Annotated in this window: 10 protein-coding genes and 1 pseudogene; 7 read left to right on the forward strand and 4 right to left on the reverse strand. The window is 51.3% G+C overall.

The genetic code is table 11. The annotated features are described in order from the left end of the window. Positions 1–13 precede the first annotated feature (13 nt). Complete coding sequence (locus tag V6P94_RS06430) at positions 14–925, forward strand: cation diffusion facilitator family transporter (protein WP_010655496.1); 912 nt, start codon at positions 14–16, stop codon at positions 923–925. Between the two features lie 142 nt (positions 926–1,067). Here the strand turns inward: V6P94_RS06430 and V6P94_RS06435 are convergent, their stop codons facing one another. Together V6P94_RS06435 and V6P94_RS06440 are read right to left on the reverse strand one after the other, a co-directional pair. Continuing rightward, a complete protein-coding gene (locus V6P94_RS06435) occupies positions 1,068–2,498 on the reverse strand; it encodes a heavy metal sensor histidine kinase (RefSeq protein WP_010655497.1) in 1,431 nt (476 codons plus the stop codon). After that, the gene (locus tag V6P94_RS06440; RefSeq protein ID WP_010655498.1) at positions 2,495–3,169 is read right to left on the reverse strand and encodes a heavy metal response regulator transcription factor; all 675 of its coding nucleotides are present in this window, start codon (positions 3,167–3,169) and stop codon (positions 2,495–2,497) included. Before V6P94_RS06440 ends, V6P94_RS06435 begins: the two co-directional genes overlap by 4 nt. Positions 3,170–3,711: 542 nt before the next feature. Between V6P94_RS06440 and V6P94_RS06445 the strand changes: the two genes are divergently transcribed. The 5 genes from V6P94_RS06445 (at position 3,712) to V6P94_RS06465 (ending at position 10,188) form a co-directional block, all read left to right on the forward strand. Continuing rightward, positions 3,712–4,944 (forward strand): TolC family protein, encoded by a 1,233-nt coding sequence (locus V6P94_RS06445; protein ID WP_131690204.1) that lies wholly within the window; start codon positions 3,712–3,714, stop codon positions 4,942–4,944. 87 nt (positions 4,945–5,031) lie between these two features. Beyond that, entirely contained in the window at positions 5,032–6,258 is a 1,227-nt protein-coding gene (locus V6P94_RS06450; protein ID WP_010655500.1) for an efflux RND transporter periplasmic adaptor subunit, read from the forward strand. A gap of 26 nt (positions 6,259–6,284) precedes the next feature. Further along, the gene (locus V6P94_RS06455; protein WP_019824158.1) at positions 6,285–9,449 is read left to right on the forward strand and encodes a CusA/CzcA family heavy metal efflux RND transporter; all 3,165 of its coding nucleotides are present in this window, start codon (positions 6,285–6,287) and stop codon (positions 9,447–9,449) included. Between the two features lie 140 nt (positions 9,450–9,589). Beyond that, positions 9,590–9,787: a co-regulatory protein PtrA N-terminal domain-containing protein gene (locus tag V6P94_RS06460; RefSeq protein WP_010655502.1), complete on the forward strand. Its 198-nt coding sequence runs from the start codon at positions 9,590–9,592 to the stop codon at positions 9,785–9,787. A 74-nt stretch (positions 9,788–9,861) separates the two neighbouring features. Then, positions 9,862–10,188, forward strand: coding sequence for a DUF2790 domain-containing protein (locus V6P94_RS06465; protein WP_010655503.1), 327 nt, complete (start codon positions 9,862–9,864; stop codon positions 10,186–10,188). 1,033 nt (positions 10,189–11,221) lie between these two features. Here V6P94_RS06465 and V6P94_RS06470 read toward each other — a convergent pair. Continuing rightward, positions 11,222–12,547, reverse strand: coding sequence for an OprD family porin (locus V6P94_RS06470; RefSeq protein ID WP_010655505.1), 1,326 nt, complete (start codon positions 12,545–12,547; stop codon positions 11,222–11,224). A 353-nt stretch (positions 12,548–12,900) separates the two neighbouring features. Then, positions 12,901–13,770 (reverse strand): annotated as a pseudogene (locus V6P94_RS06475) (IS3 family transposase); the annotation flags it as partial. A gap of 74 nt (positions 13,771–13,844) precedes the next feature. Here V6P94_RS06475 and V6P94_RS06480 point away from each other — a divergent pair. Further along, on the forward strand, positions 13,845–14,870 hold the full coding sequence (locus tag V6P94_RS06480; protein ID WP_010655507.1) for an IS110 family transposase: 1,026 nt from the start codon (positions 13,845–13,847) through the stop codon (positions 14,868–14,870). Positions 14,871–15,084 lie beyond the last annotated feature (214 nt).

A 15,084-nucleotide genomic window follows, 5' to 3' on the forward strand; every position in this document is an offset into this window, starting at 1 on the left:
CATGGAGAGTCATATGAGCGCTGGTCATAGTCACGGTCAAGCTCGTGCAGGACACGAGAAAAAATTGTGGATCGCTCTGGCGTTAACGACAAGCTTCATGATCGCGGAGGTCATTGGGGCTTTCGTGACAGGCAGCTTGGCGTTGTTATCCGATGCGGCTCACATGCTAACTGATTCCACTGCCTTGGCTATTTCATTGATAGCTATTCAAATTGCCAAACGCGCTGCGGATAAAAAACGGACATTCGGCTATGCACGATTTGAGATCCTCGCAGCTGCTTTTAACGCGATTTTGTTGTTTATGGTGGCGGTGTACATCTTGTATGAAGCTTATCAGCGGTTTAAAGCCCCGACAGAAATCCAATCGACAGGGATGCTGATCGTCGCAGTGATCGGACTAGTTGTGAACCTTGTTTCAATGCGGTTGCTAATGTCTGCCAGTGCCGAAAGTCTTAACGTAAAAGGCGCGTACCTAGAAGTATGGAGCGACATGTTGGGCTCCATGGGCGTAATAGGGGCGGCATTGATCATTCGTTTTACCGGATTCACTTGGGTTGACTCGATCGTTGCCGCAGCTATCGGCCTGTGGGTGCTTCCCAGAACCTGGGTTTTGCTCAAAGAAAGCATGAACATCCTGTTGCAAGGGGTTCCGGATGGCATCGATATCGCTGAAGTGGAAGCGTGCATCAGGGCGGTTGAAGGCGTTGAGGATATCCATGACCTGCATATCTGGGCCCTGACCAGCGGCAAGAATGTCATGAGTGCTCACCTTGTAATCCTGCGTAGCTCCCGAACTGAGCAAGATATATTGGCTGAGGTGACTCGGCTGATGAGCGAGGTATTCCATATCAGCCATACGACTCTTCAATTGGAAAACTTACAGTTTCATGCAACGCTTGAAGAAAACGAAGGCATGCAGCACTAGAGCGGGATCTTGCAAACATCTCATGTCGGAGTAGGGGCTGCTGCGATGTACTCAGAACTCAGCGGACATTAAAAAACCTGACCACAGGCGCATATCCAGTGGTGCAGGGAGGGTTGCACAGGTTTGTTGCGGGAATTTACCCTTAAACCTTTCTAGCCTGTTGCCAAGTGGTCTGTCCGTCGAGGTTTGGGAAGCTCAGCCTGAAAACGGTCATGCTGCCAGGCATGCTTTGAACATCCGCAGTTCCCTGGTGGAGGCTCATGATCGATCGAACAATAGCTAAACCAAGACCAGTGCCACCCTCAGCACGCGAGCGACTTGTATCAATTCGATAAAAGCGGTCAAACAAGTGCAGCAGATGCTGAGGTTCGATTCCTGCTCCAGGGTTGCCTACAAGTAGCGATACCTGTTTGGCATAGTTTTCAATAACAATTGAAATAGATTGTCCCGCAGGGCAATGGCGTATTGCGTTGGACAATAGATTGGATATTGCTCGCTGTATCATTAACCTGTCGCCAATGGTCTTGCCATTTCCGGTAACATTCAGGGTGATACGTTTCTCTTCCGCAGACAGTGAAAACAGATCGACCACCTTAAATGCTTCATCTTCTAAGGTGATTATTTCGAACGGGACAAGTGCCGCGGGATGGCTGACCTGAGCTAAGAAGAGCATATCCGAGACAATTCGCGTGACACGGCCCAACTCCTCGGTGCATGACTCCAGCACAGCTTTGTATTCTTCTGCCGGACGCTCCCGAGAAAGGGTAACCTGGGCCTTGCCCATCAAATTGGTGATCGGGGATCGTAATTCATGGGCTAAGTCATCTGAAAATTGCGACAGCTGCTGAATACCGCTGTCGAGCCGGTGCAGCATGAAGTTGATGCCATGAGCCAACTCACTAAGCTCCTGAGGCATTTTAACAACAGAAAGTCGATGGTTGAGATCTTGAGCCGAGATCATGGCGGCGACCTTCCGGAACTCTCTCAGTGGAGAAAGTCCTTGTTGTACTACGGCCCAAGCACTTGCTCCGATGAGTATCAGTAAAAGCGGTAGTGCAATAACCGTCGACCTAAGGTACGCGCTGAGCAGCGCTTCATCGTTCGCACAATCCATCGACAGCAATACGGGAACACTTACACCATTCTTTAATGGGATGAGCTTGGATGCGGTAAGGAAGTGTCGACCTTCACCATCTGAATTGGTGGAATAGGAAACCTTGTCAACGGCAGCAGTCGCAGCTTTCAACTCAGTCCGCGGATCCGACAATCCAGGCCCAAATTTCAGTAAGGGCGCCCTGAGGTTTTTCAGGTCATAGATGGTCAGATTCAGATTGTCATGTCCCATGACTTGATCCAGTAACGAATGCGGTTTTGAATTTACGTCGGCCGTGTCATCGTATAGCGAGAGGCTATGTTCAACCTGCTCCATCTTATTGATCAGGCTGTTTTTTGCCAACTTATCCAGCTCATGCGTCAGCGCAAAAAAGGCCAAGACAGCCAAAAACACTACCAACAACGCCCCTAAAATACTTACTGTCAAGCCTAGTCGCATTGACAGGCTGACCGGCTTCATACACGCGCCTCTAATACGTAACCAACACCGCGAAGGGTGTGGATCAACTTGTTATCGAAGGGGTCATCTATTTTGGCCCTCAGCCTACGGATTGAAACCTCGACAACGTTAGTGTCGCAATCAAAATTCATATCCCAGACCAGTGAAATGATTTGGGTGCGAGAAAGCACTTCTCCAGTTTGGCGCATCAGCAAGTGCAGCAGCGCAAACTCCTTGGTTGTCAGATCTATGCGCTGCTCACCGCGAAAAGCACGATGACGTCCTTGGTCTAGTTCCAGGTCGGCTACTTTTAGTACCTGCGGGACAGGTATGTGCTCACTGCGACGCATCAGGGTTCGTACCCGTGCAAGTAACTCAGGAAATTCAAACGGTTTAACCAGATAATCATCGGCACCCAAATCTAGTCCGCGTATCTTGTCCGCTAGGCGCCCTCGGGCCGTCAACATCATGACCCGGGCATTACTGCTTTGTCGTAGACGTTCAAGAACACCCCAGCCATCAAGTTCGGGAAGATTAACGTCAAGTATCACCAAATCATAAACATGTTGGCGCGCCAGATGTAGTCCATCCGCGCCAGTTATCGCACGATCAACAATGTAGCCACTTTCAGTCAGTCCCTGATGTAAGTATTCGGCAGTTTTGAGCTCGTCCTCAACTACAAGGATTCGCATGACATTTCACCTTCTTAATGACTAGAGTTAAAGGGGGCTCAGAAAAATAATAACCGTATTAGTGTGGTTTTCTGATTGGTGCTATCTTTTAATAGGATTTTCAATCCTCATATGGTTTGAATAACTTACGAGATGACAGCCCTCATTCTAAAGCCTGTAGCTGCTTCAGGGTCAAGCCAAAGCTGCGGTTTTGAGGCGCCAAAGCTAGGGTTGCGACAATCTGTCGCGGGAAATAATCCAGGGGCTATGTAGCACATCGTGTGCTCATATGAATACCCCAATTCGACAAGTGCGCTTCGGCAGATAATTGCTGAATTTTTGTTTCATCATATTGCTGCCTTAAGTTTTTTCTTTTTTAACACCTCCTATATTAGAGCAAAATCTACAGTAGTAGAGCTGGATAACATATTTGTAATTCTTCAGTCACCTTGTTGATAAGTGAAGAACTCTACAGTTACTACGTTGAGAAAATTCGCTTTAAAGGAAATATAAAATTGCGTTGGCTTAGAAAGTTCATTACCCCCTTGCGTATCATAAAATCCATGTTGGTAATAGGCCTAAGTTGCACGCTTGCACTATCAGGCACGGCTTTTTCCGCTGGTTCGGCTTCACAGGCGCTGACAATGGATCAAGTTCTTCAAATGGCGTTTGCCAACAATCCTGACCTAGCGGCAGCACAGTGGGAAATTGGTATCACTCAGGGAGATCGGCAGCAGGCGAGCTTGATTCCCAATCCTGAGTTGTCTTGGGAGGCTGAGGATACCCGGCGAAATTCGCGCACTACGACGGTGATGATCAATCAGCCGATCGAGCTTGGCGGTAAGCGAGGCGCTAGGATCGAAGTGGCAAGTCGAGCGCAAGATGCAGCCGAGATTGAATTGGAGCGCAAGCGTAATGCTCTACGTGCCGATGTCATTCAGGCGTTTTACAACACATCTACGGCTCAGCAAAGGTTGCTGTTATCACGTCAATCACTTGAGCTCGCACAGCGTGGCTTGCATGTAGCTCAAGGTCGCATCAGTAGTGGCAAGTCATCGCCTGTTGAAGGTACGCGAGCAGAAGTCCAGTTGTCGGAGGTACGCCTAGAGCTGAAACGGGCAGAGCGAGATGAGGCAAATGCCTATCAACAACTCGCTCGAGTCATGGGTGTGCCTTTGCCGGCGTTTGCGTCTGTAAGTGATTCAAGTCAGCCAATGCCAACTGTACCGGAACCTTCGCTGCTCCTTAATCGCATAGGTCAGACTGCGGAGTTACGGTTGGCAAAGCTGCAAATTGACCAGCGTGAAGCCTCACTTGGCTTGGAGAAAGCCCAGCGCATTCCTGACCTAACCGTAAGTTTAGGTAGCCAATACGATGAACGGGAGCGTGAGCGCGTGAATGTCGTAGGGCTGTCGATGCCCATCCCATTATTCAATCGTAACCAGGGCAATGTGTTGGCAGCCGCCCGCCGAACTGATCAGGCCCGCGACCTTCGCAATGCCAGCGAGTTACGCCTGCGCACAGAAATTCAGACCACTCTAGCTCAGTGGAATACAGCGAACACTGAAATCACGTCGTTCAATCAAACCATCCTACCTGCCGCGCAAAGTGCTGTAGATACCGCTACCCGTGGTTTCGAAATGGGGAAATTCAACTTCCTAGATGTGCTAGATGCCCAGCGCACCTTAATCAGCGCACGCGGTCAGTACATCCAGGCCATTGCTGAGGCGACAGACGCCTGGGTGCGTATCGAGCGAATTTTCGGTGATGTCGACAAGCTCACTCATACCCCTTGAATTTCATATAACACTTTTTTAACCGCTACTCAGCATCGCAGTGCCACGGTAATCCGTGACTGCCCACTGAGCTGCGTAGGGAGTCCCATGGATAAAAAACAAATCCTTGTCACCGCACTGACCCTCACGGTGGGCATATGTGTTGGTTCGCTCTGGATGGGTAGCACGTCAACAGCGTCCACCGGCGTACAGACGCAAGAAGAACAGGGCCACGATGCTGATCACAGCAACGAGGGTGCGGCCAAGGAGTCAGTTGATGGCGGGCATGCAGAAGGGGAAGCAGAAGAAGGTCACCTGACTCTGAGCGACGATCAGATCAGATCTGCCGGCATTCAGTTAATCGAAGCTAAGGAACAGAGCATCAGCCTCTCATTGCCGTTTCCTGGAGAAGTCCGTTTCGATGAAGACCGTACTGCGCATGTGGTACCCCGGGTTCCTGGTGTCGTCGAGTCGGTACATGTCAATCTTGGCCAAACAGTGAAAAAAGGTCAGCTACTAGCCGTGATTGCCAGTCAACAAATTTCTGATCAGCGCAGTGAGCAAGCCGCAGCGCAACGTCGTCTAGAGTTGGCGCGCACTACCTACGAGCGTGAACGCCAGTTATGGCAGGACAAAATCTCTGCCGAACAGGATTTCCTTCAAGCCCGTCAGGCTCTGCAAGAGGCCGAAATCGCTGTCAGTAATGCCCGACAAAAAATCAGCGTACTTAGTGGCAGCTCGGTGACCAGTGGTGGCAACCGGTATGAGCTGCGTGCACCGTTCGATGGCGTTGTGGTCGAAAAGCACTTGGGCCTTGGTGAGGTTGTCAGTGAAACCAGCAATGCGTTCACACTCTCGGACTTGTCGCATGTTTGGGTGACTTTTGGCGTTTCCCCTAAGGATTTGAGCAAAGTCCTGGTGGGCAAGTCTGTCACGGTTAGTGCCGCTGAGTTGAATGCGGAAGTTACGGGTGCCGTGGCCTACGTTGGGAGTTTACTGGGTGAGCAGACTCGTACCGCCACTGTCCGTGTGTCCATAGCGAATCCGCAAGGAGCTTGGCGTCCCGGGCTGTTCGTAACCGTACTGGTTGATACCGATACCCGGCTGGCGAAAGTCGCAGTACCAGAAGCAGCAATCCAGACGGTCGAGGATAGGCCAACAGTTTTCGTGCGAACTGATGACGGGTTTAAGGCGCAAGCAGTAGTAATAGGTAGTCGTGCAGCAGGTCTGGCTGAGATCACAGAGGGCCTGGAGCCCGGAGCTCAAGTCGCTGCTGCCGGCAGCTTCATTCTGAAATCAGAACTGGGTAAAGCCTCGGCTGAACACGCCCACTGATCCGCCACTTCCACGAGAAGGTTCTCATGTTCGAACGCCTAATCCAATTTGCCATCGAGCAACGCATAATCGTCCTGCTCGCGGTTCTCCTCATGGCCGGACTCGGCATTGCTAGCTACCAGAAGCTGCCGATCGACGCCGTGCCCGACATCACCAACGTCCAGGTGCAAATCAATACTGGTGCCGCAGGTTTCTCGCCACTGGAGACTGAGCAGCGCATCACTTTCCCTATTGAAACCGCCATGGCAGGTCTGCCGGCACTTGAGCAGACGCGTTCACTCTCACGCTCGGGTCTTTCACAAGTTACGGTGATTTTCAAGGAAGGCACCGACCTATTCTTCGCCCGGCAATTGGTCAATGAACGATTGCAGATGGCAAAGGAACAATTGCCCGAAGGCGTGGAAGCTGTCATGGGGCCGATTTCTACCGGTTTGGGTGAGATTTTTCTGTGGACTGTCGAGGCCCGAGAAGACGCCGTAAAAGAGGATGGTAGCCCCTATACGCCGACCGACCTGAGGGTAATCCAAGATTGGATTATTAAACCTCAGCTGCGCAACGTTCCTGGGGTCGCCGAAATTAACACCATTGGCGGATTCGCCAAGGAATACCAGATTGCTCCGGATCCAAAACGCTTGGCCGCTTACAAGCTGACCCTGACAGACATTGTGACCGCGCTGGAAAGCAACAACGCTAACGTAGGAGCCGGCTACATTGAGCGCAGTGGCGAACAACTACTGATTCGTGCCCCTGGCCAAGTGGCGACCACCGACGACATCGCCAATATCGTGATCGCCAACGTCGATGGCACTCCTATACGTATTAAAAATGTGGCGACCGTGGATATTGGGCGTGAAATGCGTACCGGTGCGGCGACCGAAAACGGTCGTGAAGTCGTACTCGGCACGGTGTTCATGCTGATAGGCGAGAACAGCCGTACCGTCTCTCAGGCCGTTGCAGTCAAGCTAGAGCAAATCAACCGTTCACTGCCCAAAGGGGTGGTTGCGATCACTGTTTACGACCGTACTAACTTGGTAGACAAGGCTATTGCCACGGTCAAGAAGAATCTGATTGAAGGTGCAATCCTAGTAATCGCGATTTTGTTCCTATTCCTAGGCAATATTCGCGCAGCACTGATCACTGCCATGGTCATTCCTTTAGCCATGCTCTTTACCTTCACAGGCATGTTCACCAACAAAGTCAGCGCCAACCTGATGAGCCTGGGGGCTCTGGACTTCGGTATTATCGTCGACGGTGCAGTGGTTATTGTCGAAAATGCTATACGGCGCCTCGCCAATGCGCAGCACCATCACGGGCGCCTCCTAACTCGCTCCGAGCGCTTTCACGAAGTGTTTGCAGCAGCCAAGGAAGCCCGTCGACCACTGATTTTCGGGCAGTTGATCATCATGGTCGTTTATCTACCTATTTTTGCCCTGACCGGTGTCGAAGGGAAAATGTTCCACCCCATGGCGTTCACCGTCGTGATCGCCTTGCTAGGCGCGATGCTGCTGTCCGTAACCTTTGTTCCTGCGGCAATTGCCATGTTCGTGACGGGCAAAGTCAAGGAAGAAGAGAACGTGGTAATGCGAGGAGCGCGACGGGCTTATGCCCCCGCGCTGGATTGGGTCATGAGTCATCGATCGCTGGCATTTGCCATGGCATTAGGTGTCATCGCTGCGAGTGGCGTGGTCGCCAGTCGAATGGGCAGTGAGTTTGTACCTAGTCTCAGCGAAGGCGATTTTGCACTGCAAGCATTACGAGTACCCGGTACAAGTCTGACGCAATCGGTGGAAATGCAGCAGCGCCTAGAAAAGCTTGTGCTGGAAAAAGTGCCTGAAGTCGAACGGATGTTTGCTCGAACCGGTACTGCAGAGATTGCTTCCGATCCAATGCCGCCGAACATCTCTGATAGTTATGTGATGCTCAAACCGAAGGATCAATGGCCTGATCCAAGTAAATCCCGGGAGACGTTGACAGAAGAGATCCAGAAAGCAGCGGCTGCTATGCCCGGTAGCAACTATGAGCTTTCCCAGCCTATCCAACTACGTTTCAACGAGTTGATTTCAGGCGTGCGAAGTGATGTGGCGGTCAAGGTCTTCGGTGATGACATGGCAGTGCTTAACAGTACCGCTGCGAAAATTGCCGCGTCAATGCAGGGGGTCGATGGCGCCTCCGAGGTCAAAGTCGAACAGACAACGGGGCTACCTGTACTGACCATAAACATAGACCGCGACAAAGCCGCACGTTACGGTCTGAACGTTGGAGACGTTCAAGACACCATTGCGGTGGCTGTCGGTGGCCGCCAGGCCGGGACGATGTATGAGGGAGATCGCCGCTTCGACATAGTGGTGCGTTTATCCGACGCCATGCGTAAGGACGTTGAGGGGTTGTCCACACTGCTGATTCCAGTCCCGGCGCTGCTCAATGGCAATGCCGATCAGATCGGTTTTATTGCCCTTTCAGAAGTGGCGACCCTCGATCTTGTACTTGGCCCGAATCAGATCAGTCGTGAGAACGGTAAGCGTCTGGTCATTGTCAGCGCCAATGTACGTGGACGGGATATCGGCTCATTCGTTAAGGAGGCTAGCATCGCCATTGATCAGCAGGTAGAGATTCCGGCCGGTTATTGGGCTACCTGGGGTGGGCAGTTTGAACAACTTCAATCAGCTGCCAAACGCTTGCAGATAGTTGTCCCTGTGGCTCTGCTCTTGGTATTCACCCTGCTGTTCATGATGTTTAACAATCTCAAAGACGGCATGCTGGTATTCACCGGGATTCCATTCGCATTGACGGGTGGTGTTATGGCGTTGTGGCTACGTGATATCCCACTGTCGATCTCGGCGGGTGTTGGTTTCATTGCATTGTCGGGTGTGGCAGTGCTGAACGGTCTGGTGATGATTGCTTTTATCCGCAACCTTCGAGAAGAGGGACATTCGTTGAATTCTGCGATCAATGAAGGAGCGCTAACGCGGTTGCGCCCAGTATTAATGACAGCTTTGGTGGCATCCCTTGGCTTTATCCCCATGGCTCTAGCTACTGGAACAGGCGCGGAAGTCCAGCGGCCCCTAGCTACCGTTGTAATCGGGGGAATACTGTCCTCAACTGCGTTGACCCTACTTATACTTCCTGCGTTATATCACTGGGCACACCGTAAAGATGAAGAGGCAGGCAGCGAAAAACAAGAAATAGTATAGCAGTTTGTTTTTAAAGCCCGCTGCTGATCCTCATTAGCGGGCTACTTATATCAATGATGACGGATATGTAATCTTAGTGCCACCGTATTGATAGCTTCGTATTGATACTCTAATGCCAGTATTTAATATGAGGTGTCGAAATGAAAATCGCACAAATTTACGCTCTTGTAGGAGCATTGATTCTTTCTTCCACTGCATTGGCTGAGGGTGGTGGAGACCGGACTTTTTCTAGAGCTACTCAAGCTACCGAGCAGGCTATGGAGAAGTTTTTAGCCAAAGAGCTGAAAAAAACTCCTCCGAAAATGTCAGGCGGTGATAAGGGCCAGATTAGTAAGTAAATGTAGTGGTGCTACACATAAGCCCCGCCCCGATTCCGGTTGCGGGGTTTTTATTGACATGTGAGGTGCAAAAAGTGAAGACTATTAATTCTGTGATTTTTATTGTGGTCGCTGCGATCTCTTCAAGCGTATTTGCTAAAGATAGTGACAAGGTTTTTGAAAAAAGAATGAGTGCCAACTCCGTAGCTATGGAGCAGTATGCGATTAGGCATGGAAAAAATATTCCCGTAGCTAAGCAATATAAATACGGAATGAAATTAGATGTTGTGAATGTAGTTAGCATGGTGCGACCAGCGAAAGGGTGCGGGGTGATGCCCGCAGCTATGACATACGAAGACTCTGAAGGAGTACTGAATACAGTCAGATACACAGTGGCCGGAACATGCCGTAAAGGTGGTTAGCCTCTACGCTCTTGGCATAGGGGCTCATATTTTTGACGTGCGTCATAAGACATAAAATGTGGGGGGTGTTTACGGCAGATCGAGTAGGAGGCGGGGTTACCCCCGCCGTCCTCTCACACCACCGTACGTACGGTTCCGTATACGGCGGTTCCTGCCTACTGAAAAACAACGTCAGCGAGCTTGGTTCCGTTGATGTGTCGCCTGTGGTATCTAAGCGCCCAGACCGGCCCTCGGAGCTTCCGGCTCCTACCTCCTGATGGTCTCGACCCCCGCTACGCGGAGTTTCTGCTTTACGCTCCAACAGAGATCACACCCGACTGTCCACTCATGGCAGGTTCAGCCCTTCATTGCTCCGGTTTCGAGCAACTACTACGGCCTCGGCTGACTTCTGTCGCCCATCCCGTCATCTCGCGATGCCGGTAGCACGTGGCAGGCTAAACAGATCTCCCAGGGTAATTCGCGCGACCTTCCTGCTTATGCCTGTCGGATCTACGTCGTAGCGTTCCGTGCAAGTATTGGGCTTTGACGATTTGCGCCGTCTTACCCCGCTACGCCGCCTAATCCGCTTCCTGTTCGTCAGGCCAGCATTTTGCCTAAGGCTTCCTTCAGATTCGCAGTCGCCCGCGACACCCTTGCCTTCGGCTAACACTTCCCCTTGCTGGGTGTGTAGAGGACTTGCACCTCCAAGTCACCAGCGTGGCCACCACAGCCAAGCTGATTGCGCTCACGCGCAACGCGCCATGCCTGGCGCACGCATAAAAAAGACGCCCCGAAGGGCGTCTTAAAATACATCGTATTTAGATGAGTGATCTAAAAGTGGATGCGGAGCTTCAACTTGACAGCAGTGAGTTTCAGGTTTTTGCAGGGTATTACTTACCTGTAGCAATCTGGCCAGATGCGCTAGCAGATTGCTATAAACTCCAGTTTACTATAAGTGACTTAAGCTAACAGGAAGATGATTGAAAAATTACATTTTTGAAATTTTTCAGCAAAAAAGTAATGTTCGTCTAGGATGATTCATCCTGCGCAGATCTTAAAGAATAGCTAATGGATACTCAATAATCACACGAACCTCATCCAGATCCGACTCAAATGTGGTTGCACGAGTATTAGCTTGCCGTAGGCGCAAAGACATATCTTTCAAGGTGCCTGTCTGAACGACATATTTTACTTCGATGTCACGCTCCCAACGTTTCTGGTCGGTAAGTGGGTTTCCATCCGCATCGCGTCTCATGTACGTCGTATTGGCGTTAGAGTAATCAGCATCAGTGCCACGACCGTAACGCGTCATAAACGACAAGCCAGGCACGCCATACGATGTCATGTCGAGGTCGTAGCGAACCATCCAAGAGCGTTCTTTAGGTGAGTTGAAATCACTGTACTGAATTGAGTTATCAAGAAAGATCGAGTCCGACTGACGCAGGTAATCGAAATCGTTATTGCCATTATTTCTCTGATGGGATAGTGCAAGTGTGTGTGCACCATACTTCACGCCTACTTTACCGCTCCATATGTTATTGTCGAAATCGCCAAGTAATTTTTTTCCTTCGTCGACGGCCTTATAATAGTTAAGGCCTCCGAATACGGAAAGCTCATTTGATAATGAGTAGTTTAGCCCGGTGCCAGCATAGTATTGATTCCATGCGTCCTTGAGGCGACTGGAGTAAAGACTAAGGGTGACGTTTTTGTTTAAGTTATAATCACCACCAAAGTAGCCTACCCAAGGCGAGTTAACAGGCCCAGCATAGAAGGTCGCAAAGTTGTCGCGCATGTTGCTCGAAACTGGCTGGCTCATGGCATGTAGGCGACCGCCCTGAACGGTCAAGCCTTCAATGCTAGTATTGGTTGCTGTGACGCCAGTGAAACTTTCCGGTAGTAGTCTTGAGTCGCCAGCAGCCACAACTGGGGTGGATGGGAATACGTCACCGACTTTTACTACGGTGTCAAAGGCGCGAATTTTTGCCGCACCTCCCACTTTTGTGTATTCGTCCCTTGCCTCTCCGTTGCTATTGACTGGAAGGACATCAAATGAACTACGGCCGCCATTACGGCCGCCACCCGTGTCGAGTTTTATTCCAATCATAGCAAACGCATCCACTCCGACACCGATTGTGCCCAGGGTAAATCCAGACTCGAATTTAGTAATAATCGCGTTTGCCCATGCTTCGGAATATCCATTGCCTGTAGGGCTTGACTCTCCGTTACGATGTTCGCGATTGAAGTAGTAGTTGCGGTTAAGGACGGTAAGGCTACTATCCTCTATAAAACCGCCATTTTTTTCTTCCGCAATCACCATTGGCGGCACAGAGCTGACAATCATTGCCATAGCGGCTATCGAAAACTTTGTATTGTTAATCATTAATCACTCCTTCGGTTCGGCAGAACTAGAAAGCACTTCGGCTGGAATTGTTGTTTTAAGGAAGCTGGTCGCGCTTCCTGTATCATCGCCGAGTTGTATCGTTGCAATCTGTAGATAACAGGGGCATGATTGAGAAATTACAATTTTGTAATATTCGGCGGCTTTCTTGAAATGTTGACGCGCGTACCGTGCGATCAGCCGTTTACGGATCTGAGTTTTTACAATGCTAGTTGCTACACAGTGCTCACTTAGCGACCAGAAATCTCTAATTCGCACGTGAGAGGTGCGGATGCGCGGTGCTCGACCAGCTATAAGTGCAGTGGTCAACTAATTCCGGACACGACGTTAAGTTTTTACTCGGCCTGAGCCGGTGGCAGCCCACCATTAAATTGGTGCGGTCGAATCCAGTTGTACCGGTGCATCAAAAAATGGCTGATATCCCGCTGAGCTTGTTGGGCCGTCGTGTAGCCCGTGGTCGGTATCCACTCGGTTTTCAGGCTCCTGAACACCCGCTCCATCGGCGCGTTATCCCAACAATTTCCTCGCCGGCTCATACTCTGACGCATGCGATATCGCCAAAGGCGCTGACGAAAACTCCGGCTTCCATATTGCGAGCCCTGGTCGGAGTGGAACAGCAGACCTTGAGGCTTCCCTCGCTGCTCGTAAGCCATGTCCAAGGCCTTGATGACCAAGTCGGCATCCGGCTTTCCCGACAACGCCCAGCCCACAACACGGCGGGCAAAAAAATCCAGCACAACCGCCAGATACTGCCATTTCCCTTGAGCCCAGATGTAAGTGATATCGCCACACCAGACGTGGTCAGGAGTGGGCACATCAAACTCCCGGTTCAAAATATTAGGAATGTCGGGCCGCTCGACCGTCGCCTTTTTGTAAGCATGCGATCCCGGTTGTTTGCTGACCAACTCTAGCTCGCGCATCAGGCTGCGCACTTTGAATCGCCCGATCTGCTCGCCGTCGTCCTGCATCATGGCCATGATGCTACGGCTACCGGGAGCACTGCGGCCTTGGGTGAACAACTCGTTCACCCGACTGCGCAATCGAAGGCGTTCTACATCCGGTGTGCGGCGCCTGAGACGCCGAGCGTAGTAGCACGAGCGGGTCACTTCAAACACCTTGCACAGCCAATCAATCGGCTCGTGGATGCTCAACTGGTCAATCAGCGCGAACGCTCGAGATCTTCCGACATCAAGAGCGCGGTAGCCTAATGAGATGGTCACCCCCACACCTTGCGAGGGCTAGGCTTTAGCAGGGTGATTTATTTTCGGAGGGCATCATCATGAGCGAGTCAGCGCTGATAGGTATTGATCTCGGTAAACATACGTTCCATCTGCACGGCCAGGATAAGTCAGGCCGGGAGGTGTTTCACAAAAAATGTTCACGGGCGCAAATGATGCAGTTTTTCGCCCGCTTGCCGAGCTGTGTCGTGGCAATGGAGGCCTGTGCGGGGTCACACTATGTTGCTCGTCAGTTGGCGGCAATGGGACACGCGGCCAAGCTGATTTCCCCGCAGTTCGTTAAGCCCTTCGTCAAGGGGAACAAAAACGACTTTGTCGACGCTGAGGCGATTTGCGAAGCCGCTTCTCGTCCTTCGATGCGTTTCGTTACGCCCAAGACTGAATCCCAGCAAACCCTGTCTGTACTCCATTGGATGCGCGAATCGTTGGTGCGTGATCGCACCAGAACCGCTAATCAAATGCACGGTTTTCTATTGGAGTTTGGCGTCAGCTTACCCAGAGGTTTGGCCATCATGAAGCGTCTGGCGGTTGTTTTGGCTGAGCATGAACTTCCCGTTCGTCTGACGGTGCTGCTGCAGCGTTTGCACAATCACTTCGTCTATCTGGATGAGCAAATCAAGGCAATGGATAAAGAGTTGGCATGCCAACTGGCCGACGATGATCTGGGAAGTCGTTTGCTGAGCATTCCATGTGTCGGCCCGATCACCGCCAGCCTGCTGGCTGTGGAGATGGGCGATGGCAAGCAGTACCGGTGCAGCCGGGACTTTGCCGCATCAGTGGGCTTGGTACCCAAGCAATACAGCACCGGCGGCAAGGCCAACTTACTGGGGATCAGTAAACGCGGCGACAAGCACCTTCGACAGTTGTTGGTGCAATGTTCCAGGCTCTACATGCAGAGACTCGATCACCAGAAAGGAGCCTTGGCCGACTGGGTTCGCTCATTGCTGAGCCGACGCCACTCTAATGTCGTAGCCTGTGCCTTGGCTAACAAGCTGGCGCGTATCGCTTGGGCGATGGCCGCGCACCATACGCAATACGAAGCAGGGCCAGACGCCTTGAACGCCTGATTCTGCAGTTGTTGCTGTACCACGATTCACCTTTCAGGTTTTGCGATAGCTGAATAATGGATGACGTAAACGGCCTACCGGCCTGACGAAGAACCTGTTTTAAAAATTGGCTCAGCAAGAAGCCGTTAGCCTTTTCAGGATCGTCAGGCGCGACTCTCATCATGGCGCGGGTGAATCATCCGGTAATCCCCCCTGAAAAAAGTACGCATCAGAA

The sequence above is a fragment of the Pseudomonas sp. ML2-2023-3 genome, from assembly GCF_037055275.1.
Taxonomy (GTDB): Bacteria; Pseudomonadota; Gammaproteobacteria; order Pseudomonadales; family Pseudomonadaceae; genus Aquipseudomonas.